This is a genomic window from Corallincola luteus (assembly GCF_004336975.1).
Classification (GTDB): Bacteria; Pseudomonadota; Gammaproteobacteria; order Enterobacterales; family Neiellaceae; genus Corallincola; species Corallincola holothuriorum.
On the sequence record NZ_SJXE01000001.1, the window covers coordinates 327859 to 349324 of the forward strand.

The 21466-nt window shown below is 51.0% G+C and carries 23 protein-coding genes; 13 read left to right on the plus strand and 10 right to left on the minus strand.

Annotation, left to right across the window (positions count from 1 at the left end; translation table 11 throughout):
* The first annotated feature begins 44 nt into the window (after positions 1-44).
* Entirely contained in the window at positions 45-1343 is a 1299-nt protein-coding gene (locus EZV61_RS01465; protein ID WP_131414090.1) for an adenylosuccinate synthase, read from the plus strand.
* Positions 1344-1417: 74 nt separating this feature from the next.
* Here EZV61_RS01465 and EZV61_RS01470 read toward each other — a convergent pair whose 3' ends face one another.
* Positions 1418-1921, minus strand: coding sequence for a hypothetical protein (locus EZV61_RS01470; protein ID WP_131414091.1), 504 nt, complete (start codon positions 1919-1921; stop codon positions 1418-1420).
* A 226-nt stretch (positions 1922-2147) separates the two neighbouring features.
* Here EZV61_RS01470 and EZV61_RS01475 point away from each other — a divergent pair, with 226 nt between their 5' ends.
* From EZV61_RS01475 to rlmB, 3 genes are all read left to right on the plus strand, one after another.
* A complete protein-coding gene (locus EZV61_RS01475) occupies positions 2148-2843 on the plus strand; it encodes a tetratricopeptide repeat protein (protein ID WP_131414092.1) in 696 nt (231 codons plus the stop codon).
* Between the two features lie 85 nt (positions 2844-2928).
* On the plus strand, positions 2929-5436 hold the full coding sequence (gene rnr / locus EZV61_RS01480) for a ribonuclease R (RefSeq protein ID WP_131414093.1): 2508 nt from the start codon (positions 2929-2931) through the stop codon (positions 5434-5436).
* Positions 5437-5467: 31 nt separating this feature from the next.
* Entirely contained in the window at positions 5468-6208 is a 741-nt protein-coding gene (gene rlmB, locus EZV61_RS01485) for a 23S rRNA (guanosine(2251)-2'-O)-methyltransferase RlmB (RefSeq protein ID WP_114336946.1), read from the plus strand.
* Positions 6209-6216: 8 nt separating this feature from the next.
* Here rlmB and EZV61_RS01490 read toward each other — a convergent pair whose 3' ends face one another.
* Together EZV61_RS01490 and EZV61_RS01495 are read right to left on the minus strand one after the other, a co-directional pair.
* Positions 6217-6630 carry an HIT domain-containing protein gene (locus EZV61_RS01490; RefSeq protein WP_131414094.1) on the minus strand — a complete coding sequence of 138 codons (414 nt, stop codon included), beginning with the start codon at positions 6628-6630 and terminating at the stop codon, positions 6217-6219.
* A gap of 137 nt (positions 6631-6767) precedes the next feature.
* Positions 6768-8018, minus strand: a complete 1251-nt coding sequence (locus EZV61_RS01495) for a cation:proton antiporter (protein ID WP_131414095.1) — start codon at positions 8016-8018, stop codon at positions 6768-6770.
* A gap of 221 nt (positions 8019-8239) precedes the next feature.
* On the opposite strand from EZV61_RS01495, the gene rpsF reads away from it, so the two are divergent.
* The 5 genes from rpsF to EZV61_RS01520 all read left to right on the plus strand — a co-directional run bounded on the left by rpsF (position 8240) and on the right by EZV61_RS01520 (position 10376).
* Positions 8240-8692, plus strand: coding sequence for a 30S ribosomal protein S6 (gene rpsF, locus EZV61_RS01500; RefSeq protein WP_114336948.1), 453 nt, complete (start codon positions 8240-8242; stop codon positions 8690-8692).
* Positions 8692-9003, plus strand: coding sequence for a primosomal replication protein N (gene priB / locus EZV61_RS01505; protein WP_114336949.1), 312 nt, complete (start codon positions 8692-8694; stop codon positions 9001-9003). Before rpsF ends, priB begins: the two co-directional genes overlap by 1 nt.
* Before the next feature lie 11 nt (positions 9004-9014).
* Entirely contained in the window at positions 9015-9242 is a 228-nt protein-coding gene (gene rpsR / locus EZV61_RS01510; RefSeq protein WP_114336950.1) for a 30S ribosomal protein S18, read from the plus strand.
* Positions 9243-9280: 38 nt separating this feature from the next.
* Entirely contained in the window at positions 9281-9733 is a 453-nt protein-coding gene (gene rplI / locus EZV61_RS01515; protein ID WP_114336951.1) for a 50S ribosomal protein L9, read from the plus strand.
* Between the two features lie 244 nt (positions 9734-9977).
* Positions 9978-10376, plus strand: a complete 399-nt coding sequence (locus EZV61_RS01520) for a rhodanese-like domain-containing protein (protein ID WP_114336952.1) — start codon at positions 9978-9980, stop codon at positions 10374-10376.
* A gap of 113 nt (positions 10377-10489) precedes the next feature.
* Here EZV61_RS01520 and EZV61_RS01525 read toward each other — a convergent pair whose 3' ends face one another.
* The 6 genes from EZV61_RS01525 to EZV61_RS01550 all read right to left on the minus strand — a co-directional run bounded on the left by EZV61_RS01525 (position 10490) and on the right by EZV61_RS01550 (position 16293).
* Positions 10490-11446 carry a 2Fe-2S iron-sulfur cluster-binding protein gene (locus tag EZV61_RS01525; RefSeq protein WP_114336953.1) on the minus strand — a complete coding sequence of 319 codons (957 nt, stop codon included), beginning with the start codon at positions 11444-11446 and terminating at the stop codon, positions 10490-10492.
* 118 nt (positions 11447-11564) lie between these two features.
* Positions 11565-11987: a group I truncated hemoglobin gene (locus EZV61_RS01530; protein WP_233496406.1), complete on the minus strand. Its 423-nt coding sequence runs from the start codon at positions 11985-11987 to the stop codon at positions 11565-11567.
* 10 nt (positions 11988-11997) lie between these two features.
* Positions 11998-12318, minus strand: coding sequence for a c-type cytochrome (locus EZV61_RS01535; protein ID WP_131414096.1), 321 nt, complete (start codon positions 12316-12318; stop codon positions 11998-12000).
* Between the two features lie 10 nt (positions 12319-12328).
* Positions 12329-12892 carry a Tll0287-like domain-containing protein gene (locus EZV61_RS01540; protein ID WP_114336956.1) on the minus strand — a complete coding sequence of 188 codons (564 nt, stop codon included), beginning with the start codon at positions 12890-12892 and terminating at the stop codon, positions 12329-12331.
* 25 nt (positions 12893-12917) lie between these two features.
* Positions 12918-14297 (minus strand): cytochrome c3 family protein, encoded by a 1380-nt coding sequence (locus tag EZV61_RS01545; RefSeq protein WP_131414097.1) that lies wholly within the window; start codon positions 14295-14297, stop codon positions 12918-12920.
* A 10-nt stretch (positions 14298-14307) separates the two neighbouring features.
* Positions 14308-16293: an FAD-dependent oxidoreductase gene (locus EZV61_RS01550; protein ID WP_131414098.1), complete on the minus strand. Its 1986-nt coding sequence runs from the start codon at positions 16291-16293 to the stop codon at positions 14308-14310.
* A gap of 456 nt (positions 16294-16749) precedes the next feature.
* Here EZV61_RS01550 and EZV61_RS01555 point away from each other — a divergent pair, with 456 nt between their 5' ends.
* Both EZV61_RS01555 and EZV61_RS01560 read left to right on the plus strand, forming a co-directional pair.
* The gene (locus EZV61_RS01555) at positions 16750-17376 is read left to right on the plus strand and encodes a DUF6198 family protein (protein WP_114336959.1); all 627 of its coding nucleotides are present in this window, start codon (positions 16750-16752) and stop codon (positions 17374-17376) included.
* Positions 17373-18035 (plus strand): YitT family protein, encoded by a 663-nt coding sequence (locus tag EZV61_RS01560; RefSeq protein ID WP_130566259.1) that lies wholly within the window; start codon positions 17373-17375, stop codon positions 18033-18035. The genes EZV61_RS01555 and EZV61_RS01560 overlap by 4 nt, the downstream gene beginning before the upstream one ends.
* Positions 18036-18074: 39 nt before the next feature.
* Here EZV61_RS01560 and EZV61_RS01565 read toward each other — a convergent pair whose 3' ends face one another.
* Positions 18075-19190, minus strand: coding sequence for an AI-2E family transporter (locus EZV61_RS01565; RefSeq protein ID WP_131414099.1), 1116 nt, complete (start codon positions 19188-19190; stop codon positions 18075-18077).
* Positions 19191-19371: 181 nt separating this feature from the next.
* Between EZV61_RS01565 and EZV61_RS01570 the strand changes: the two genes are divergently transcribed.
* Together EZV61_RS01570 and EZV61_RS01575 are read left to right on the plus strand one after the other, a co-directional pair.
* A complete protein-coding gene (locus EZV61_RS01570) occupies positions 19372-19725 on the plus strand; it encodes an ArsR/SmtB family transcription factor (protein ID WP_240695132.1) in 354 nt (117 codons plus the stop codon).
* Between the two features lie 58 nt (positions 19726-19783).
* Entirely contained in the window at positions 19784-21466 is a 1683-nt protein-coding gene (locus EZV61_RS01575; RefSeq protein WP_131414691.1) for an FAD-dependent oxidoreductase, read from the plus strand.

Here is a 21466-nt window from a genome sequence, read left to right on the forward strand (position 1 = left end):
TCCCGCTTTTCCTCGCAACCGTTAGAACAGTGGCGACCTGAGAAATGGGCAAAAACGTTGTAGTGCTAGGCACCCAATGGGGTGACGAAGGTAAAGGCAAGGTCGTAGACCTGCTAACAGATCAAGCCAGCTATGTTGTGCGCTATCAAGGCGGACACAATGCGGGTCACACCTTGGTGATAGACGGTGAAAAAACCGTTCTGCACCTTATCCCATCAGGAATTTTACGTGACAACGTAAAATGCCTTATCGGTAATGGCGTGGTTTTGGCTCCGGATGCTTTGTTTAAAGAGCTTAAGATGCTTGAGGAGCGTGGTGTACCTGCGCGCGAGCGCTTGTTCATTTCAGAAGCATGTCCGCTTATCCTGCCGTATCACGTGGCATTAGATGTTGCCCGTGAAAAAGCGCGCGGTAAGAAAGCTATCGGTACCACCGGTCGTGGTATCGGTCCCGCTTATGAAGATAAGGTATCCCGCCGCGGTTTACGTGTCGGTGACCTGTTCAACGCTGAAGACTTTGCTGTGAAGCTGAAAGAGGTGATGGCATATCACAACTTTATGCTGACCGATTACTACAAAGTTGATGCAGTGGATTACGACACGGTATTGGCCGATTGCCTTGCAATCGCCGATACATTGAAAGCGATGACCGTTGATGTCACGGACGTATTGGATAAGGCTCGTAAGAACGGCGAATCCATTATGTTTGAAGGTGCTCAAGGTACCTTGCTGGATATCGACCACGGTACATACCCTTATGTGACCTCTTCCAATACCACGGTCGGTGGTGTCGCCACTGGTGCTGGTTTTGGTCCTTGTCATCTCGATTATGTGCTGGGTATCGTTAAGGCGTACACCACTCGTGTGGGTGCGGGTCCGTTCCCTACTGAACTTGGTTGTGAAGTGGGTAACCACCTGGGAACCAAAGGCCACGAGTTTGGCGCAACCACTGGGCGTCAGCGTCGTTGTGGCTGGTTTGATGCTGTAGTGATGCGTCGAGCTGTGCAGATCAACTCCATCACAGGTTTGTGTCTGACTAAGTTGGATGTACTTGATGGCTTGGACGAACTGAAAATCTGTACGGGCTATAAGCTTAAAGATGGCTCTGTCGTTGACGTTCCGCCGATGGCTGCTGATGGCTACGAAGAGGTTGAAACCTTGTACGAGTCAATGCCTGGTTGGCAGAGTTCGACTTATGGAGTGACAGAGGTTGAGAAACTCCCAGTCGAAGCTCGTAACTACATCAAGCGCATTGAAGAGTTGCTGGAAGTGCCGGTCGATATTATCTCTACGGGTCCAGACCGAAATGAAACCATGATCCTGCGTCACCCTTTCGCCGAATAGCTTAAGTGTGTTACGGGAGCAAAAAAGCCGCATTGATGCGGCTTTTTTATTGTTTGGCGTTTAGTCGCGTTATTTTATCGTTGGTTTTCTTCTGGCTCTTCCTGCACTCTCAACCACTGGCCGTGTAACCATGGCTTGCGATGACCTGCTTCCACTTTTTCGATAACATATTCGAAACTGTTTGGGTTACCAAAGGTCCATGTTTCAACGCTGTCTAGCCATTGCCCTTGTTCACTGAGGGTACGGTTATGAAATACCAGTTTGCCTCCCTCCATTGCGCCTTTTACATAGAACAAGGAAATTCCCATGTTGATGCCAACGAAGGTGCCACGAACACTGCTGGTGACGGGATCCCAGTGGTATGAGCCTTCAGAGACCCGCTGCCAACCGTCACCTAATGGTATCTCCATATAACCGTGGATAATCCGCTCACCCACACCCCAGTAGAAATGTTGTCTGGCATTGCCCTCTTTAGTTGCCCAATGACCAATAACAGGGGAAAGCACCTTTAGTTGGTTATTGGCATTGGCGGGAAACAGAATAAATAACGAACAACATAACAACATCAGTCTCAACATTTAGGCTCTCCCTGCATAGGCTCTTGTTGATCTATTTTGAGTATAACGACTTCTCAGCAGCAGGTGGCTTCAGTGACACCTCAATGGATCAAGATCATACTGGCGAACATCTATTTGTTCAAAATTTGAGCACTGCGTAGGCTCAACTAAGATGTAGTGGTTGGGTTACACTAAAGCTTGAGCCATCGATGCCGATAACGGGTTATCGCACCAAAGGTAGTAAAAGATGATTATTCGATTTAGTGCCCTATGCATTTTACTGGGGCTATCAGTCACGACGTTCGCCAACGAACCTGCCCCAGCGCCTAGTGCTGACACTGCTCCAGTGTTGGCGGGTGAACCAGAGATAGAAACCGCGCCGCCTTTGCGTGCCATTCAGATCTACTCTCAGGATCAGTTAGGACAGTTGATTGTTGCAAATAAGCATCTGCAACAGGTAAAGGATGACGATTGTCAGCTGGTCGCTGATATCGAAGCGCGCGCTAAAAAGATGGAAGTTCCCGTTTATCAATTCCTCTATGGCGATATGCTGGCTTGGGGAGTTTGTTATGACCGGGATGCGCCGTTAGGCATTCATTATATCGAGCGTGCCGCGAGTCAAGGCTTACCTGCAGCATTGGAACAACTTGGCCGCTACTATCATCGAGGCATCTTGGTGCAGAAGAATTTCGATCGAGCCATTGTTTACCTGCGGGAAGCGGCTTCATTAGGCAACCTTCGTGCACAACTGGAGCTGGTAGAGATTTTTGCTGCCGGGCAGGGGAGTCCCTATGACTACGCGGATGCTTATCGTTGGCTAAGTGAAGCAGTGATCGCCGACAAGGCAACCCACCAACGTGCTGCCAAATTACTTGCCCAATTGGCCACTCATATGCCACCAGAAGTGGTGGCCGAACTGAAGCAAGCGTCGATAAAGGGTTAATTTATAATACATAGTGGAACTGTGATTCGGCGCTTGTTCACAGATCCGGTATACTGTGGGTAACTCCACACAGTAGGCAGTTTAAGTGAATAAACCGCATCAAGATCCGGAATTGGCCTCGGAACAGGCTAAATACGAGAATCCTATCCCTAGTCGCACCTATCTTCTTTCTCTGTTTGAAGCCAGCTCGGCTCCCCTCTCTTATGATGAAGTGAAGGCACAGTTGGATTTGCAGGGCGAGGATCAGAGTATCGCTTTGAAACGCCGTCTTCGAGCAATGGAACGAGATGGTCAGCTGGTGTTTAATCGCAGCAAAAAATATGCGCTGCCAGAACGACTGAACTTGATTAAAGGCACAGTGATCGCTCACCGCGAGGGGTTTGGTTTTGTCCGGCCAGAAACGGCCAGTGGCAAAGGAGAAGACCTGTTCCTGCATGACCGCCAGATGGCCACAGTGCTGCACGGCGATAAGGTGCTGGTACAAGAGGTCGGCACTGATCGAAAGGGGCGCAAAGAAGCCCGTGTGGTTCGTGTGGTGGAGGAGCGCAATCCGGAGATTGTCGGGCGTTACTTTGTGGAAAATGGCATGGGCTTTGTGGTGGCCGATGATACCCGTATTAATCAAGATATTCTGATCCCACCGGAAGATAAATTAGGCGCTCGGCATGGTCAGATCGTCGTTTGTCAGATCACAACTCGACCGACGCAACGTTTCAATGCCATGGGTAAGGTGATCGAGGTGCTGGGCGAGCATATGGCGCCGGGCATGGAGATCGAGATCGCCCTGCGCAACTATGATATCCCCCATGAGTGGCCGAAAGATGTTAAGCGGCAGATAAAAAAAGTCGGTGAAGAGGTACCGGAAGAGGCCAAGGCCGACCGAGTAGATCTGCGTGACTTACCGCTTGTTACCATTGATGGTGAAGATGCCCGCGACTTTGACGACGCCGTCTATTGTGAGAAAAAACGCTCCGGCGGTTGGCGCCTGTGGGTAGCCATTGCCGATGTTAGCTATTACGTGCGACCCGATACCGCATTGGATAACGAAGCGCAGAATCGTGGCAACTCAGTCTACTTTCCTAATCAGGTGATCCCCATGTTGCCTGAGAAGCTCTCTAATGGGCTTTGCTCTTTGAATCCGCAAGTCGATCGCCTCTGTATGGTGTGCGAGATGACGGTGAGTGCGAAGGGGCAGTTATCCGGATATAAGTTTTATGAAGCGGTCATGAAAAGCCATGCGCGTTTCACTTACAACAAGGTTGCTGCCATTCTTGATGGCGATGACAAACTGAATGAGCAGTACGCGACTCAGGTTCCTCACCTGCAAGAGTTGCATCGTCTGTATTGTGCTTTAAAAGGTGCGCGCCAGCAGCGTGGTGCCATCGAATTTGAAACAGTAGAAAGCCGTTTCATTTTTAATGCGCAGCGGAAAATTGAAGAGATAGTACCGGTGGAGCGCAATGACGCCCACAAGATGATCGAAGAGTGCATGATCTTGGCAAATGTTGCCTCTGCCCGCTTTGTCGGTAAGCACAAAGAGCCAGCACTGTATCGCGTGCATCAATCTCCAGGGCAAGAACGGCTGCAGAACTTCCGGCGCTTTATTGGTGAGTTAGGTCTTAACTTGAGCGGTGATGATAAGCCTACACCGTCTGATTTCGGTGCCCTGGTCAGTCAGATTGAGGGGCGACCAGATCAGGAGTTGATCCAAACCATGTTGCTGCGCTCGATGCAGCAGGCTATCTATGATGCTGATAATGAAGGTCATTTTGGCCTAGCATTGGCTGCATACAGTCACTTTACCTCGCCGATCCGCCGCTATCCGGATCTTCTACTCCATCGGGCGTTGAAGTATCTGGTGGCGAAAGAAACTCATGGCGATCAAAAACAACGCTGGACACCCACCGGCGGCTATCACTATCAGACCGAAGAGATGGATCTGTTTGGCCCTCAGTGCTCGATGACCGAGCGCCGTGCCGATGATGCGACCCGTGATGTTGATGCGTTTCTGAAATGTGAGTATATGCAGGATCACGTTGGTGACGAGCTGTTCGGTGTGATCTCGTCAGTGAACAGTTTTGGCTTCTTTGTGCGTTTGAATGATCTGTTGATCGATGGTTTGGTTCATGTCTCTACGTTGAAGAATGACTACTATCAGTTTGATCAGGTGCACCATCAGCTGATTGGTGAAAACAGCCATACACGTTATCGCCTCGGAGATACTGTTTGCGTCAAAGTGGTGGGGGTCAACCTTGAAGATCGTAAGATCGACTTTGAACTGGCGGGTGAAAACGCCACGGCGAATAAAGGACGTAGCGGCAGCGGTCGTAACTCCAGTGGTAAAGGGCGTGGCAAGAGTGGTGGCGCTGGACGGAATAAAGCGGGTGCCTCTCGTGGCAAAAGCGGCGGAAAAGCGGTCAGTGAGCGAGACAAAATGAAAGCCGGTATTGTTGCGCCATCGAAGAAAGGCAAAGCCGGAGGCCGCGGTAAGAAGGGTAAGAACTCTGGTATGTCTGCGGCGCAGCGCTCAGCCGCTGCTGCGCTTGGTGGCGGTAAAGCGAAGAAAAAACCAGCCAAGAAAAAGCGTAAATAGCTAACAACCAAATAATTAGAAGGTAATTTGGGTGAATCAGTCTGATCTTATATTTGGCATTCATGCCGTTGCGGCGGCGTTGAAGAAATCGCCAGAACAGTTTATTGAGCTTTACCTGTTAAAAGGTCGGCTAGATGAAAAACTGACTGAGATAGTTAATCTCGGTCAGCGCAACGGTATCTCGGTGCAACAGATGTCCCGTAAAGCGTTGGATGATAAAACGGCTGGTGCTACTCACCAAGGGGTCGTGGCACGTATTAAGCCCGCGCCTGCGCTCAATGAGCATGATCTGGATAAGATCCTTGAACGCACTGAACAGCCGTTTTTGTTGATCCTGGATGGCGTGACCGATCCGCACAATCTTGGCGCGTGTTTACGATGTGCAGATGCCGCCGGTGTGGATGCCGTGGTGGTGCCTCGGGATAAATCCGCCTCACTTAACGCCACCGTGCGTAAAGTCGCCTGTGGCGCTGCTGAGTCAGTACCGTTGGTGGCTGTCACCAACCTGGCTCGTACCATGCGACATCTGCAAGATGCGGGCGTGTGGATCGTAGGGACCGCTGGAGAAACAGACACCAACCTTTATCAAACCAAGTTGGTTGGGCCAATGGCGATTGCCATGGGCGCTGAAGGCAAAGGCTTGCGCCGTTTGACCAGGGAGCATTGCGATGAGCTGGTTAAGTTGCCGATGGCGGGGACAGTCAGCAGCCTAAATGTATCAGTGGCTGCGGGTATCTGTTTGTATGAGGTGGTGCGTCAGCGTCAATCTTAAGCTGTGCCTTAGGGCGCGGATAAGTTTAATTGATGTAAGAGCGCGCCGATAAACTCGTCGCGCTCTTTTTCGTTCCAGGGCTGTGCTTCGCCAGCGCCCCACACCGGTCCAGGCCAGGCTGCATCGGATTCAAAACGCGCCACCACATGCCAATGCAGTTGGGCCACGACGTTACCTAAACTGGCCACATTTATCTTTTTGCAACCGGTGAGTTTCTTCAGCGCGTTAGAGACCCGACAGCTCTCTTGTATGAGCTGTTGTTGTTGCGCTGCTGACAACTCGGTGACTTCGACGAGGCCTTGTTGACGGGGGATCAGTAGCAGCCAGGGAAAGCGTTGATCATTTTCCATGCGTAGCTGACAAAGCGGCAGGTCGATAATGAAAACAGAATCTTGCTCTAAGCATGGATCTAACTCAAACATGGTGGCTCTCTCATGATCAACTAACGGCACAATTGATTATGGGTCATCGCTCCTCCTTGTTACAGCCGCTTTGTCTGAAAGCGCCATTTCATGCTCAAACATACCGTGAACTAACGTTTTTTCTGGCTGAGGGATGTTCACTTTTTCCGGTTTAAACCACTTTTACGCAGTAACCATGGCATGCTGGGGGCTTGAACCAGCAAGGTAAAGATCACCACACCGTAAGCAATTGATTGGATGGTCCACCAGCCTTCAATCGAGGTGGGTAGTGAGAGAGCCAGTACCAACGTTATGGCGCCGCGGAGGCCCCCCCAGTGCATAATGCGTTGCTCTTGTAGTGTTATTTTTGGGCCGCGTATCAGTCTGGCAATCGCCAGGCTGAATGGAATGCTCAATCCGCGAGCCAGCAAAATAGCGAAGATGCCAATCATCATCGCCAGGTAGCGTTCAGTGAACATATTTAGGGTGATAGTAATACCCATCAACAAAAACAGCAGGCCGTTGGCCAAGTAGCCAAGTAGCCCCCACAATTGGTGCAAGCGTTCATGGAGTGATGGCTGCTGCGTGCGGAAAGAGGCACCCTCGGTTTGTCGTTGGCTTAGATTCCCCACCAGCAGGCCACAGATCAGTACCGCCATCACGCCGGACACGTGCCACCACATCTCAGCTGCACTAAAGCTGCCGTATGCCAGTAGCAGGGTTAGCTGTGCCCGTTGCGGAAAACTGACTAGCTTGTGCATAATCCACACGCCAACAAGACCAATGACAGCGCCGGTGGCTGCCCCACCGAGAAACACGCGGAGAAACTCAAGCAAGGCATCGCTTGCATTCATCTGGCTACCGCCACTGGCGATCAGCAATAGTACGGAGAACAAGACGATGGCGGTGGCATCATTAAATAGGCTTTCACCCTCAAGCATGATCGCTAAGCGCTCGGGCGCGCCCAATGACTTTAGTTGTGTGACGACTGCGACAGGATCTGTAGCGGCGAGTAGTACCCCTGCCAACAGTGCCGAGCTCCAGGGAAAGCCTTGCGGATGACCGATGGCGTAATACAGTGCAGCACCGATGACTGCGGTGGTCAGCAGCACCCCAATGATTGCCAGACTCATGATGGGTAGGAGTAGCCTTATCAGTGCCTGAGCATTGATGGCAAATGCCGCTTCAAAAATTAAAATCGGTAGAAAGACAAACACCACTAGGTGTTGAAAAGTGTCGGCACGAAGGCCCGTATCATAGCCAGCAAGCAATACTAACTCTGAGCCAATGAACCCAATAAATACTAACAGCAGAGTATGGGGCAGGCGTAACCATTGAGCGACAGGTTCTGAAAATAGGCTAGCAGCTAACAACATGATTAAGGCGATGATCATTTGCTCAATTGCCATAGCTGTTCCTTATTTCCTTCGGTTGTCTGCAAGTGACATAGAAGTAGACCTGTTAAGGCGGGATTTTTATTCGTTCTGCTACTAAAGATAGTCCTTGAGCGTGGCGATGAATTTCTGTACTATTCGCGTCCCTGAAATCAGCCATTTCATAAGTTCCTTGCCTCTATATCGGTGTGGCTGAGCCGAGGCCCAGAGGCTGTTAACCCGTAAGGAGCGTTTAAATGCGTCATTACGAAATCGTTTTTATGGTTCATCCGGACCAAAGCGAGCAAGTACCAGGCATGATCGAGCGTTATACTGGCGTGATCACTGCTGCAGGCGGTCAAGTACACCGTCTTGAAGATTGGGGTCGTCGTCAACTGGCTTACCCAATCGACAAGTTGCACAAAGCACACTACGTCCTGATGAACGTAGAAGCGACTGCTGAAAGCGTAGACGAGCTGGAAACAGCTTTCCGCTTCAACGACGCTGTGCTGCGCAACATGGTTATGAAAACCAAAAGCGCTGTTACTGAGCAGTCACCAATGGCTAAAGCACGTGACGAGCGTCCAGCCCGTCGTGACGACCGTGACGAACGTCCGGCTCGCCGCGAAGAAGCTGCGCCAGCTCCAGCTGCTGCACCAGCTCCGGCTGCTGAAGCCCCTGCGGCTGAAGAAGCGCCAAAAGCTGAGTAATGGACGCTGATAATCGTTTGGTGTTGACCGGAACGGTCGTAACGACACCGGCGATGAGCAGAAGTCCGGCTGGCGTTCCCCACTGCGAATTCGCACTGGAACATCAGTCTCAGCAGATGGAAGCGGATTTTCCACGTCGTGCTTGGTGTTACGTAACCGTTATCGCCAGCGGGCATGGAATTCAGCCCCAGACTGTAAATTTAACTAAGGGTAGTGTGGCTAATGTGACTGGCTTTATCAGCCATCATCGAACACCAAATGGTGTAGGAAAATTAGTATTACATGCCCAACAGATTGAAATGATTGCTTAGGAGATCGTGCCATGGCTCGTTTTTTCCGCCGCCGTAAATTCTGCCGCTTTAGCGCAGATGGCGTCACAGAAATTGATTACAAAGATATCCAGACACTCAAAGGTTACATCACTGAGAGTGGCAAAATCGTGCCTAGCCGTATTACCGGCACTAGCGCAAAGTACCAGCGTCAGCTGGCACGCGCTATTAAACGTGCACGTTACCTGGCTCTGCTGCCTTACAGCGATACGCATAAGTAAGGCCGGGCCTAACTCGGACCAATTGAAGAGGAAAGGTAATGCAAATTATTCTTCTTGATAAAATTGCTAACCTGGGTGGCTTGGGCGACCAAGTAACCGTTAAGGCTGGCTACGCACGTAACTACCTGATCCCTACCGGTAAGGCAGTTCCTGCAACTAAAGCTAACGTGGCTGTATTCGAAGAGCGTCGTAGTGAGTTGGAAGCTAAATTGGCTTCACAACAAGCGACTGCGCAGGCTCGTGCAGACAAGCTGAGCGCCTTGGAAGATGTGGTTATCGCATCTAAAGCTGGTGACGAAGGCAAACTGTTCGGTTCTATCGGTACTCGCGACATCGCTGACGCCATCTCCGCCGCTGGCGTTGATGTTGTTAAGAGCGAAGTTCGTCTGCCGCTGGGCACTATTCGCAACACTGGCGAATACGACATCGACGTTCAGGTTCACAGTGAAATCACTGCGACCGTTAAACTGAGTGTTGTTGCTGAAGCCTAAGTGCTGACTAGCAAGTTGTAGAAAGCACCGCCTCCGGGCGGTGTTTTTTTATCTCCGCCATCCTCATCGATCTTCCTTCGCTCTAGTTTCTTGCTTTGATATTCATTTTTTCCCCTCTGTAATTTGAAACCGCTCCTCAGACAGTGTTGAATAGAGCTCATTCAGTTAGCAGGAAATCACTTTCGCTGAGACACGCGAAACAGCGCGTTTCCTGCATGGCTTTTAATTGTTGGGAGTATTAATCATGAAACGGATCCTTGTCGCTATATGTGCCTTATGGAGCAGTTGGGTAGCCGCTGGTGAAATTCAGCTTATTTCGCAACAGGAATGGTTAGCGTTAGCTGAGAATAATCCTCAGCAGATCCTGTTGGATGTACGTAGCGCGGAAGAGTATGCCGCCGGTCATATTCCTGGGGCGATAAATATCTCTTATGATGAGTTAGATAAGCGCTGGCAGGAGCTCGACGGTGAGCAACAAGAGTTGATTGTGGTTTACTGCCGCAGTGGCCGCCGGGCAGGGATCGCTGAAGCCTTATTGCAAGCCAAGGGGTTTACTCAACTGCGTCATCTAGAGGGCGACTTAATTGGCTGGAAAGCCGCTAATTTGCCTTTGGCCACGACAGAGCTGGCACAGGCCGAGTAGTGCTGTTTGGTGTTAGATGAACGGTTTCAGCTTGCCTATTCGCTATGTTTAATTGGTGGTTCGTGAGCTGAACAGCCAGAGTATTGGCCATTTAGCACGCTTGTTTTATTTCGTTAAGCGGCGGGCTGAAACAGATCGCACTGGATCGCTTGCATGCTCGCCCCTTTCAAAAAGCAGAGCTTCCGCAGCTTGTTGACGCGCTGCGGCGAGCCACAGAGAAAAACACGATAACCATTTAACGCATCATGCTGGCTGGCAATTAGCTGGTCGATAGTCTTCGCGTCGCTGGGAGTGTCTGTTTCAAGCAGGCTGACCTGGTAATGCAGGTTGTCATGGGCAGCCGCTAACGCTGCTATCTCCTCATGCAGGTAGAGATTGTCGGCATTGCGGGCACCGGTATAGAGATGGATCGGGCCGCTATGCCCCTGTTTTAAAGCATCACGAGCAATTCCCCATAATGGCGCTAAGCCCGTGCCAATGCCTGCCAACAGCATAGGTTGAGCGGGGTCGCCAGCAGTGTAAAAACAAAGGCCATTAGGGCCTTGTAGTTGTAGCTCATCGCCAACCTGAAGAGATTCCTGCATCCAGCCGCTAAAACGCCCTTCAGGTTGCACTCTAATATGAAATTCCAGGTGTTCTTCGAGAGCGGGAACACTGGCTAAGGAGTAACTCCTGATCGTTGATTCATCGCGCCAAAGGTTAACGTATTGCCCCGGTTTATAGTCGAGTTTGGCATGGAGCCGAAGGCGGATGACTTGGCCGGGAAGTTGGGTTTTTTCTACTACGGTGGCGGCAATCTTGCGGTCACCACTGTCCGGGAGCTGCACCGTCATATCGGTACTGGGATAGCACTGACAGGCAAGCAGATGTTTGGTTTCAATTTCAGCTGTCGATAGACCTTTCTGAGCAGGGTGGGGAATGTGGCCGTCAGTGCACTGGACTAAGCAGCTTTGGCACAGGCCGGAGCGGCAGCTGTTGGGGATGTTTTTGTCAGCGGACAGCAGGGCTTCGAGTAGCGATTGGTCTGGGTTTATCTCTATTGTGGCGTCTTGAAATTGCACTTTAGCCATGGTGTCACCTGGGGTTATTCGTTGTATCAAAGGGTATAATGTCGCTGACTCGGGAAGCCCTTCTCAATATATCGAGAAGGGGCTGCCCCGTGGTCACATGGTATAGCAACTAAGGTGCTTAACGATTAAGGACGTCATCGCGCACACTTTCAGCAATCGCCGCAACTTCTGCAATATCGCTGTCAGGTACGCCGAGCTCTTTTAGTGTTGCCCCCAGGTTTTCAACCACGGCATCGACATGGATGTCGCTGAGACCTTTCATACCAGCGTGAGCTGTACGTAGATCTTTGCCGTTGTAGTTCGCTGGCCCACCAAAAACCATGGTTAAAAATGCTTTTTGCTTTTTCGCCTGAGCATCCATATCGATACCGTCAAAATACTCACTGATGCGGTCATCCATCAGCACTTTGCGGTAAAAAATATCAACGGCAGCGTCAACGGCAGCTTCGCCACCTAAACGCTCATATAAACTTAGTTTTACTTCGGTTTCAGCTTCCATTTTTGGCTCCTTCTTGCCAAACAGGCTAGAAAATATTCCCATGATCTATCCCTTATTGAGATTGACTAATCATATAGTTAACGGCCTCTGCCACCTGAGTGTCGGTCAGGGACGTATTGCCACCGCGGGCAGGCATGGTGCCTTCCTCTCCTTCAAAGCCGTTTTGGGCGTGGCCGACCAAGGTATCTATCCCTTTAGCGATCCGCGGTGCCCACGCAGCTTGATTACCTATGGGGGGCGCTCCTGCTATGCCATTTAGGTGACATACGGCGCAGGTTTGCTCCCATACCTGCTGGCCCGGCTCCGGACCCGATGGCTGACAGCCCATAACCAGCAGGGCTGGCAGCCAGATCAAATATCTGGCTGTTTGCATGGCGAACTCCTTAAATAGGTACGCGGATCACAACACCACCCATGACGTCACCCACCTTAAAGTCAGTGCGAGGGCTATCTTTGTGTTCGTTGTGGCAACTGGCGCATACCGGCGCCACTGCTACATCTGGATATACCGCAGTGAAATAGGTCACCCCACCCAGTGTCTCTTCGCCATAGTAGTTCTGTCCGGGATTATCGATGATGAACTGCAGTCCCGCTTTTTCGGCTTCTGTGACAGGCGAATTCTGGCTGTTGATGGGCCAAAGTGATTGCAATGAATAGCTAAACTTGTCGGTTTTTCCAGCCACGGTTTCTGCGCCAAATCGGAACATCTGAGCGGGCAGCGGTAGTGCTTTGTCATCCATAAAGTGTTCAGAGGCTTTAATCACCTGCTCTTGCTTGGCGAGGCGGCCCACTACTTTTTTAGTGTATACGGCACGATCTGAATCCATCACCAGATGCAGAGCATCGGTAAACTGCTGGGGTGAAATGCCGGCGCTTTTCTCTTCACCACAACCAGACAGCATGAGTGCTGCGGCAGTTGCTGATATTGCGAGTAGTTTGGTAGTCATTGTGCTTCTCTCCCGATGGTAGGTCTTATTTTTCAAGCCTGCCGACAGCCATATCGACGCTTTCGATATGAACTGCTGGTTGGCCGTTGAAATTGTTTTTAATCAGTTGCGGGTCGGCCAAGGCATCGAGCGAGAAGCTCAAACTATGGCAGCTCATGCAAACTGAACGGAGCATCTTTTCATTGGGTCTCAAATTATCGTTTTGGTTATGGTTGGCGATGACTTCATCGCCGATGGTAATTCTGGGTAAATGGCAGCTGGCGCAGCTCACGCCCGTTCCCTCGGCTGCGGTTCCGGCTTGTTCTGCTAACCAGGATTGAGCATGGGGAGATCCTTCATAGCTCTGGCTATGCTCGTCTGCGTGGCATCCTAAGCAGGACTCAACAGCGGCCTGCTGGATATTGAACTGATGGGGGGAGTGGCAGCTGTTACAGGTCAGCGTCAGGTGTGCTGCATCCTCTTGCATCGGCTGACGGGCCATGTTGGGCTGCATTGGTGTCAGCGAGGCGTTTAACCGTGGATCCATGCGCATGCCATGTTTTCCCTGAGTAAAAGCGGTTGTTTGCGCCTCATGGCAGCTCGCGCATTGCGCCATGCCGGGTTGCTCAATCCAGTTTTCCTGGCTGTCCTGATGGCAGCCCGCGCAATTTACCTGGCCGTTGCCATGGGCGCTGCCGTGCCAGTCGGCGATCAACTGCCCCTCTACCTGCCATTCTTGAGGGAAGTCCGGCGTCGGTGGTGTTACAGCTAAGCTTTGGTGTGACTCTGGCGTAGCGTCGTCATCTGTTGCTTGTTGCATATCTAGAGCGGCGAGGGCTGCGATTTTCGCGTCGCCGCTGAGTAGAGGCAGTGAAGCACCTTGCTCTAGCCAAGGTGCTGCTGCATGTTTGACTAAGAAATCTTCGTACAGAGCTTTGTTGTCGTGATAGTTGTGGCAGCCAGCACTGGCACAGGTATCAAATCCCATCCCTTGGTGAGTTGGTCGCTCTTCGGCAATATCCTGATGGCACTCGTAGCAGAAGTCGCCGGGGAGCGTGACGCCCATCTCGCCGGTTCTTTCTTGTTGATGCTCGACATGGCAGGTGACACAGAAACGGGCATCGAGTTTCTCCAGCCGATCAGCGTTGCGTGGATCGGTAAATTTGCTGACCGGATGGCTGTCATTGGCGACTTCTAGCTCTTCGCCATGGCAGCTAATGCAGGCGTTCTGCAGATCTTTTTCGCTGCTGAAGCCATCGCCATGGCAGCTGCTACAGGCCAATTCGATTTGGTAGTGACCTTGGCTGGCTTCGCCTATCAGCAACAGCTCTTTGTCGGCACTGGCGAACATCACGTAGCCCAGATAGGCTGCGGCCGCAATGCTCATTGCTATCCAACTACTCCAAGCGAGCTTCTTTACTGCCATCACTGCGCCCCTAGAAGTAATAAACCGATAACACGTGGAAGGTCAGCAGCACTGGCAAAGGCCAGAACGCAAGAATGTGTCCCCATAGCCAAATCTTCTGCCAGCGGCGACTGCCGCTGAGCGAGAGCTTGTGGCTGATTGCGCTATGGATCGCTGCACCGCAACCAATGGTTAGTAGTGCTAAAAAGCTGATCATTAGCCATCGATTCAGGTTGCTACCCAAACTTAATCCGGTGTGAATAAGCAACGTACTGACTATTAATGCCCCTACCACTGTATGTACTAGGCGCCAGTGTTCGAAATTCATCAGGGTGAATTTTTTAATTCGTTTTCGCAGGCTTAATAGGGCGGCAGCGACTGATAACCCTAAAATGGTGAAGCCACTGACTTGTTTCCAGGTGCCATCGCGCCACAGTTGCTCCAACCACCACCCCTGTTGCACCGATTCGCTAATTGGTGATGGGAACAGGGTAAACAGGCTAGCGCCAATGATGCACAACAAGCTAAGCAGTGCCAGTGACCTTGACCAGCGCACAGGCTCTAAAGGTTGTTGACTGCCACAGACTTCTTGTAACAGCGGTTTACAGCTGCCACACACAGTACCTGCACCGGTCTTATTCGACAGCGCTTGTAAGTTTTGGCAGCCGGTATTCACACAATCAACCAGCTGGCCTTTGCTGATATTCATGCAGTTGCAAACGATCGCTTCCGCTGGCCAAGCTTGAATGCTGAGATCGTCGTTGTCTGGCCAGATGTTGCCGTAACGTTTGAAACGCCATTGTTGCCAGATGGAGAGCGGCCGCTTCTGTCTGACATGCTCCTGTATCCGCCTAACTTCAGACCAGGGGCCGACACTGATGGCGCCGACTAAGCGACCTTTGTGTACCACTATCTTGCGATAATGCTCATTGTCCTGAAATACCAGTTCCTGTTGCGCAATACGTTTCGGTAGTTGGGTGACCTCACCCATGCTGAAAACCTCTTCGCCAACCACTTTAAGGGCGGTGACATTGAGGGAGCCGACGTACTGCCCACGCTGATGTGCGATATGTTCCGCCGCGACAGCAGCTTGTTCGTAGCCAGGTGCGACTAAGCCATAGGTGACACCGCCATGCTCCGCACACTCACCGACGGCGTAGATGTTGGGATCCTCTGTCTGCAGTTGATCGTTGACGCGGATACCGTGACCGACCGGCAGATGTGCGGCAAGCGCGAGCTCCCTGTTCGGCGTGATCCCTGCGGCCACAATCACTGTGTCAGCTGTTAACTCTGTGCCATCGCGCAGTACTATCTGTTCAACTCGTTCTACGCCGCGGATCTCGCGCACGCCATTTCCGGTAAGTACGTCGATCCCGACTTGTTCTATCGACTGCTGCAGGTAGCTTCCACCCAGCTTATCCAGTTGCCGGTTCATCAAGGTTTCACCCTGTTGAACAACGGTGACGCGGGTATTGCCCCATAGCATCGCTTTGGCAGCCTCTAAGCCGAGCAAACCGCCGCCTATGACGACGACATGACGAGCACGGGCTGTGCGTGCCATCAATGCTTGGGCATCATTGAGATTCCGAAAGGTATAGACACCTTTCAGTTCGGTGCCAGCAATTTTCGGTATATGGGGGTGAGAGCCCACCGCAAGTATGAGCTTGCTGTAATGATGCCATTGTCCGTGAACGTCTTTGACCTGTTGGTTAGTTCGGTCTATTTCGAGGATCGGACAATTGAGGTGTTGGGTCTGATGATGATCATTGCCCTGGCGACGAAATCGCTCCAAAGAGATTTCGTCGAGGTCTAGCTCACCAGCGAGTAAAGAGGAGAGCTTAATTCGGTCGTATGGTTGCCATGGTTCACCACCAAACAGTGTCAGCGGTTGTGTCGGCATGCGTTGGCGAAGCTCTTGGGCAGCACGAATTCCCACCGGGCCGGTTCCCACGACGATAATGGGGTGGCTGTTGGGAATCGCTTCTTTTGCTGTCTGTACGCACATCGCAGATGTCATTTGTTTACTCTGAACCGATAGTTTTCAGGTCTACCTGCGCGTTCCAATATCTATGCCAGCTTGATTTTTTCTTTTTAACTGTATGATATATATTGATTTGTTCTTATAAGGTGTATCTATGTTGCATCTTCTGTTTTGCTGGCAATTTCACCAAAAAGATTCTCTTTTGCATGGCGAGTGTTCAAAACTGTGCAAATCAAGAGTACCCCTTAGGGGGTATTTTTGTTTGTTGGCTGATGTTTTATCTGTAAATAATAAGTGACACTTGCCTTCACAGTTTGCCGCTGTAGTCGTTGTTTTGAATTCTTTACTGTTGGCATCTATCTGCTACTGGCTCCGATATAATGCCGCTCGCATTTCGGGCTCTACCTACAACCATCATAAAAGCGCCCCTGTTTCTGTATTACCTGTTATTTGTGCCCAATCAGGGCCGATGCATCTTTATATGGAGTCGTGATGAAGTTTCACGCGTTACGCTGGTATGCCTTGCTCGAAGGCTGCTTCCTTGTCGCTATCGGTGTCATCATTCTGGGCAATGCCGATCTCATCGTCGGTGGTAGCCCTGGTTTGGCGTTGATTGCTCACCATTATTTGCCGCTGACCATGGGAAGCTGGTTGCTATTGGCTAACCTGCCGTTTTTTGTGTTGGCTTTTCTGCGTTTGCGCCGCGAGTTTGCGCTGATCAGTTTAGCTTGTAGCTTTATTGTTTCTTTATTGGTCGACCTGCTGGGGCCACTGCTGGCGGAAGTGCATATGCCACAGCCATTGGCAGCGTTACTGGCGGGTTTGTTGATCGGTTTTGGTTTGGTGGTGCTGTTTCGTCAGCGCGGCTCTATCGGTGGGGTGAATATTTTAGCGCTCTATCTGGAACAGAGATGGGGTTGGCACTCGGCAAAAGTGATATTGGCTTGGGATATCTCCATCGGTTTGCTGTCGCTATTAATTTTTGATTGGCAAACAGTCGTTAGCTCATTGATTGCATTTGCCGTATTGGCATCTGTGATTGGTCGTTATCATCCACGACAGGTGAAGCAGCCAATCCAGCCGCTCCCATCAGCGATGACGGCTAAGGGTTCGTTATGAATACATTACAACAGGCCGGATTCTGGCAAAGGTTTTCTAATATGGCGGCGTTGAAAAAGTTTGGGCATGAATGGTTTGCGCGCTTGGAAGGCTGCTTTCTGGTTTCTCTCGGAATATGCTTTCTTTCCGCTGCCGGGTTGCTGGTGAGCGGTACTGCCGGGCTATCGATCGTCACGAATGAGCTGCTCCCAGTAACCTTTGGCTTCTGGTTCTTTGTTATCAATTTGCCGTTCTTTGCATTGGCAATTAAGCAACTGGGTATGGCGTTTGCCTGGCGCAGCTTGATCTGTATTGTTTGTGTCTCTGCAACCAGTGATTTGATGATCTACTTGATCCGCTTTGAAGAGATCCCACCGTTAATGAGTGCCTTGATTGGTGGCGGCTTGATCGGTATCGGATTGATCTTATTGTTCCGTCACGGAACTTCGTTGGGGGGTGTGAATATTCTTGCGCTGTATATGGAAAAACGTACCGGTATTCACGCAGGCAAAGTGATCTTGATGATGGATCTGATTGTTGTTGCCGCCGGATTAATGTTGTTTCCGTTGGTGCAGGTGGCTTATTCAGCCTTTAGCTTTGTGGTGCTGAGCTCGGTGTTGGGGCGTTACCACAAGAAGGCTCCACTAACCCAGCAAGCAGAAGAACAGGCCGCCCAATAATTAATTGGGCGACCATTGCTATGGATTACAGACTAACGGTTACTCTTTTTCTGCTGGTTGCTCGATAGCAGTGGCTTGCGAGCTGCTTTCTTGATTATCACTCAGCCAGGCGCTAAACAACTCATATCCCAACACCATAATCACCGCACCGACAAATAGCCCGACGAACCCCATGGTGATAAAGCCTCCAACGGCACCAAGAAATATCACCATCATAGGTACCTGTGAGCCTTTACCCATGATCAACGGTTTCAATACGTTGTCCATCAGCCCGACAGCGATGCTCCATATCATATAGATAACCGCAACCACGGGTGAGGCGAAGGAGAATACATAAATGGCTAAAGGCACCATCAGTAGCAGCGGATTAATTTGGATAATGCTCATGACCAGCACCAATAGTGCCAGTAGCGGCGCTGCAGGCAGGTCGATCAGATAGAAGCCTAGGCCTGCTAATAGGGCTTGCAGGATGGCAACGCCGAGAATGCCGCGGGTCACGTTTCTCACCGTCACACTGGCTAAGTTACCAAATTTCGCGCCTTGCTCGCCCGCAAGGCGTTTAGAAAATTGGATAACGAAGCGTTCTGAACCGTCAGCACTGGCGAGAAATACCCCAGCAATGATGATGGAGAAGATCATTATCAACACGGACACTGTGATGCCCGCCGCTTTTTGGAACACCACTTTGCCCGCTTCTTTGACCTCTTTATCATGCTTTTTCAGAAAGTCTTCCAGATTATTCGCGGCTTCATTCCATGCGTAATAAACCCTTTCTCCCACTAGCGGCCAATCTTTTACACTCTCTTTGGGATTGGGGAGATCAAATTCGCCTTTCTCTACCTTCACAGAGACATGCTGGACGTTTTCAGTGACTTTGTCTGCCAGTATTGAGGCCGGTGTAATCAACGCGGTCAACAGTCCGACTGTGACTAAGGTCGCAGTGAGTTTGCGACTCAACCCCGTTTTTACTTCGATCCAGTCACTCACTGGTTTGATCGCAACAGCGATGATCGCCGCCCATATAATAGGGGCAATAAAGGGCTTGACGATGTCGTAGCAATAAACAGCGATGATAAACACGGCAGCGATACGTATTGCCGCTTCCACTGCGCGTTTTACAAAGATGCGATCAGCTTGCAGATCCGTTTGTGACATAACAGGTTACCTTATTGTTTTTCCGATCAAATAAGCAGTTTTGGTGTGACAATTAAGAGTTTAATCAGTTTCCACAGCTTAGGGGGATTTTTATTAACCCAGATGACAGATTTATCAGTCATTTAATCGATACCTTATCTTGAGTACTATGATGGGATAGGACTAATTGATCATTAATTAGTTGCGTAATTACTTAACTATCTACTCCGAATATGGTTTACTGACGCCCATGAATGATATCGAACAGATGAAAGCAAATGCCCAGCAAGCGGCCGACTTTCTCAAACAGCTTGCTCACCCTCAGCGTTTGCTGATCTTGTGCCGGTTGATTGAAAAGGAACACTCCGTGGCTGAGTTGCAGGAAGGCAGTGGTATGTCTGCGCCCGCTTTTTCCCAGCACTTGGCGCAATTGCGCCATGCTGGATTGGTCTCTTCCCGTAAAGAGGGGCAGTCAGTTTACTATCGTATTGCCCAGCCTTCCGTGGCTACGGTGATCAATGCGCTGCACGATGTCTTCTGCCCAAGCGCCGATTAATCGGCAGTAAATAATCGATGCGATCATGGTGAACAAGATCGCAATCAGTGAGGTTGAGATGAAACGTATTGTGATAGTGGGTGGTGTGGCTGGTGGTGCATCTGCGGCGGCAAGGGCGCGTAGAATGTCGGAAGATGCTGAGATCATCATGCTGGATCGTGGTGCTTATATCTCCTTTGCTAATTGTGGTCTGCCATATCATATCGGTGGTGATATTCAGTCGCGTGATGCTCTGCTGTTGCAAACCCCTGAAAGCTTTAAGCGCCGTTTTAATGTAGAGGTGCGGCTGCACTCAGATGTGATTGCCATTGATCGCGAACAAAAGCAGATCACGGTGCGGGATGCGCAGCAGAACACCAGCTATCTTGTTGACTATGACACTCTGATTTTGAGTCCTGGTGCCGCTCCATTTATCCCTGACGTTGAAGGGATCAGTGATGGCCGTATTCAGACCATGCGCAATATTCCGGATATGGACCGCATTATGCGGATATTGGAGCAACAACGGCCAACCCATGCCACCGTGGTTGGCGGCGGTTTTATTGGACTAGAGGCTGCTGAAGCGCTACGGCAGCGTGGTTTAGAGACCACTTTGGTCGAACTCTCCGGTCAGGTAATGGCGCCAGTTGATATCGAAATGGCGACACCACTGCACAGTGAGCTGGAGGCACATGGTGTCGATCTGCGTTTACAGGCTGGATTAACCAAGGTGACGGCGACGGATACCGGCTTAACTTTATCACTCTCTGACGGCAGTGATTTGGATACCGGAATCGTGATCCTCGCGATCGGCGTGCGCCCGGAAACCGCATTGGCGAAAGCGGCAGGGCTTGCGTTGGGTGAGCGTGGCGGCATTCGGGTCGATGAGCAAATGCGTACCTCTGATCCCAATATTCTGGCGGTGGGGGATGCGGTAGAGATCACCGAGTGGGTCAGTGGCAAGCCTGCGCTTATTCCTTTGGCAGGGCCAGCTAACAGGCAAGGGCGGATCGCTGCTGACAATGCGTTGGGTGCCAAGCGTGCATTTACCAAGACCCAGGGCACGGCGGTATGTCGGGTATTTGACCTGACGGTTGCTGCCACGGGCATGAACGAAAAATCTCTGCGCCGCGCAGGGATCGACTATCGCAAGGTCTATGTGCACCCGATGGATCATGCTTCCTATTTCCCGGGGGCTGAGCAGATCAGTCTCAAACTGCTATTTACCCCTGATGAAGGCAAAATTCTTGGCGCCCAAGCGTTAGGTAAAAAAGGCGTTGATAAGCGCATCGACGTACTAGCGGTGGCGCAGCGTGCTGGCATGACGGTGTTTGATCTCGAAGAACTTGAGCTGTGCTATGCGCCGCCCTACGGTTCGGCCAAAGATCCTGTCAATCTGGCCGGATTTGTCGCGGCGAACTGGCTGCGGGGTGACACAGAGCTTTGTTTTGCCGAAGAACTCGCTGCAATAACTGCAGAGCAGAAATTGCTGGATGTGCGCACACCTGCTGAATTAGAGCGCGTGGGGGCATTCGACGGCGCGATTAATATTCCGGTGGACGAACTGCGTGATCGTCTGACTGAACTGGACCCGACGGTCGAATATCTGGTGGCGTGTCAGGTCGGCTTGCGCGGCCATGTGGCTTATCGCATGTTGGTAAACCGTGGCTTTAAAGCGAAGAATCTGACCGGTGGCTTTAAAACCTGGCAGATGTTTAAAGGCTGTCGTCAGGCGACCCCGCTGGTGGTGGAAGGGGAGTAG

Bases quoted from the DNA above. Each gene is read 5' to 3' on its own strand.
- EZV61_RS01545 (WP_131414097.1), bottom strand. From the start codon at position 14,297: ATGGCAGTAAAGAAGCTCGCTTGGAGTAGTTGGATAGCAATGAGCATT.
- EZV61_RS01490 (WP_131414094.1), bottom strand. From the start codon at position 6,630: ATGTTTGAGTTAGATCCATGCTTAGAGCAAGATTCTGTTTTCATTATC.
- EZV61_RS01465 (WP_131414090.1), top strand. From the start codon at position 45: ATGGGCAAAAACGTTGTAGTGCTAGGCACCCAATGGGGTGACGAAGGT.
- EZV61_RS01520 (WP_114336952.1), top strand. From the start codon at position 9,978: ATGAAACGGATCCTTGTCGCTATATGTGCCTTATGGAGCAGTTGGGTA.
- EZV61_RS01550 (WP_131414098.1), bottom strand. From the start codon at position 16,293: ATGACATCTGCGATGTGCGTACAGACAGCAAAAGAAGCGATTCCCAAC.
- EZV61_RS01575 (WP_131414691.1), top strand. From the start codon at position 19,784: ATGAAACGTATTGTGATAGTGGGTGGTGTGGCTGGTGGTGCATCTGCG.
- priB (WP_114336949.1), top strand. From the start codon at position 8,692: ATGGACGCTGATAATCGTTTGGTGTTGACCGGAACGGTCGTAACGACA.
- EZV61_RS01555 (WP_114336959.1), top strand. From the start codon at position 16,750: ATGAAGTTTCACGCGTTACGCTGGTATGCCTTGCTCGAAGGCTGCTTC.
- EZV61_RS01530 (WP_233496406.1), bottom strand. From the start codon at position 11,987: ATGGGAATATTTTCTAGCCTGTTTGGCAAGAAGGAGCCAAAAATGGAA.
- EZV61_RS01470 (WP_131414091.1), bottom strand. From the start codon at position 1,921: ATGTTGAGACTGATGTTGTTATGTTGTTCGTTATTTATTCTGTTTCCC.
- EZV61_RS01525 (WP_114336953.1), bottom strand. From the start codon at position 11,446: ATGGCTAAAGTGCAATTTCAAGACGCCACAATAGAGATAAACCCAGAC.
- EZV61_RS01540 (WP_114336956.1), bottom strand. From the start codon at position 12,892: ATGACTACCAAACTACTCGCAATATCAGCAACTGCCGCAGCACTCATG.
- rpsR (WP_114336950.1), top strand. From the start codon at position 9,015: ATGGCTCGTTTTTTCCGCCGCCGTAAATTCTGCCGCTTTAGCGCAGAT.
- EZV61_RS01495 (WP_131414095.1), bottom strand. From the start codon at position 8,018: ATGGCAATTGAGCAAATGATCATCGCCTTAATCATGTTGTTAGCTGCT.
- EZV61_RS01475 (WP_131414092.1), top strand. From the start codon at position 2,148: ATGATTATTCGATTTAGTGCCCTATGCATTTTACTGGGGCTATCAGTC.
- rpsF (WP_114336948.1), top strand. From the start codon at position 8,240: ATGCGTCATTACGAAATCGTTTTTATGGTTCATCCGGACCAAAGCGAG.
- EZV61_RS01535 (WP_131414096.1), bottom strand. From the start codon at position 12,318: ATGCAAACAGCCAGATATTTGATCTGGCTGCCAGCCCTGCTGGTTATG.
- EZV61_RS01565 (WP_131414099.1), bottom strand. From the start codon at position 19,190: ATGTCACAAACGGATCTGCAAGCTGATCGCATCTTTGTAAAACGCGCA.
- EZV61_RS01560 (WP_130566259.1), top strand. From the start codon at position 17,373: ATGAATACATTACAACAGGCCGGATTCTGGCAAAGGTTTTCTAATATG.
- rplI (WP_114336951.1), top strand. From the start codon at position 9,281: ATGCAAATTATTCTTCTTGATAAAATTGCTAACCTGGGTGGCTTGGGC.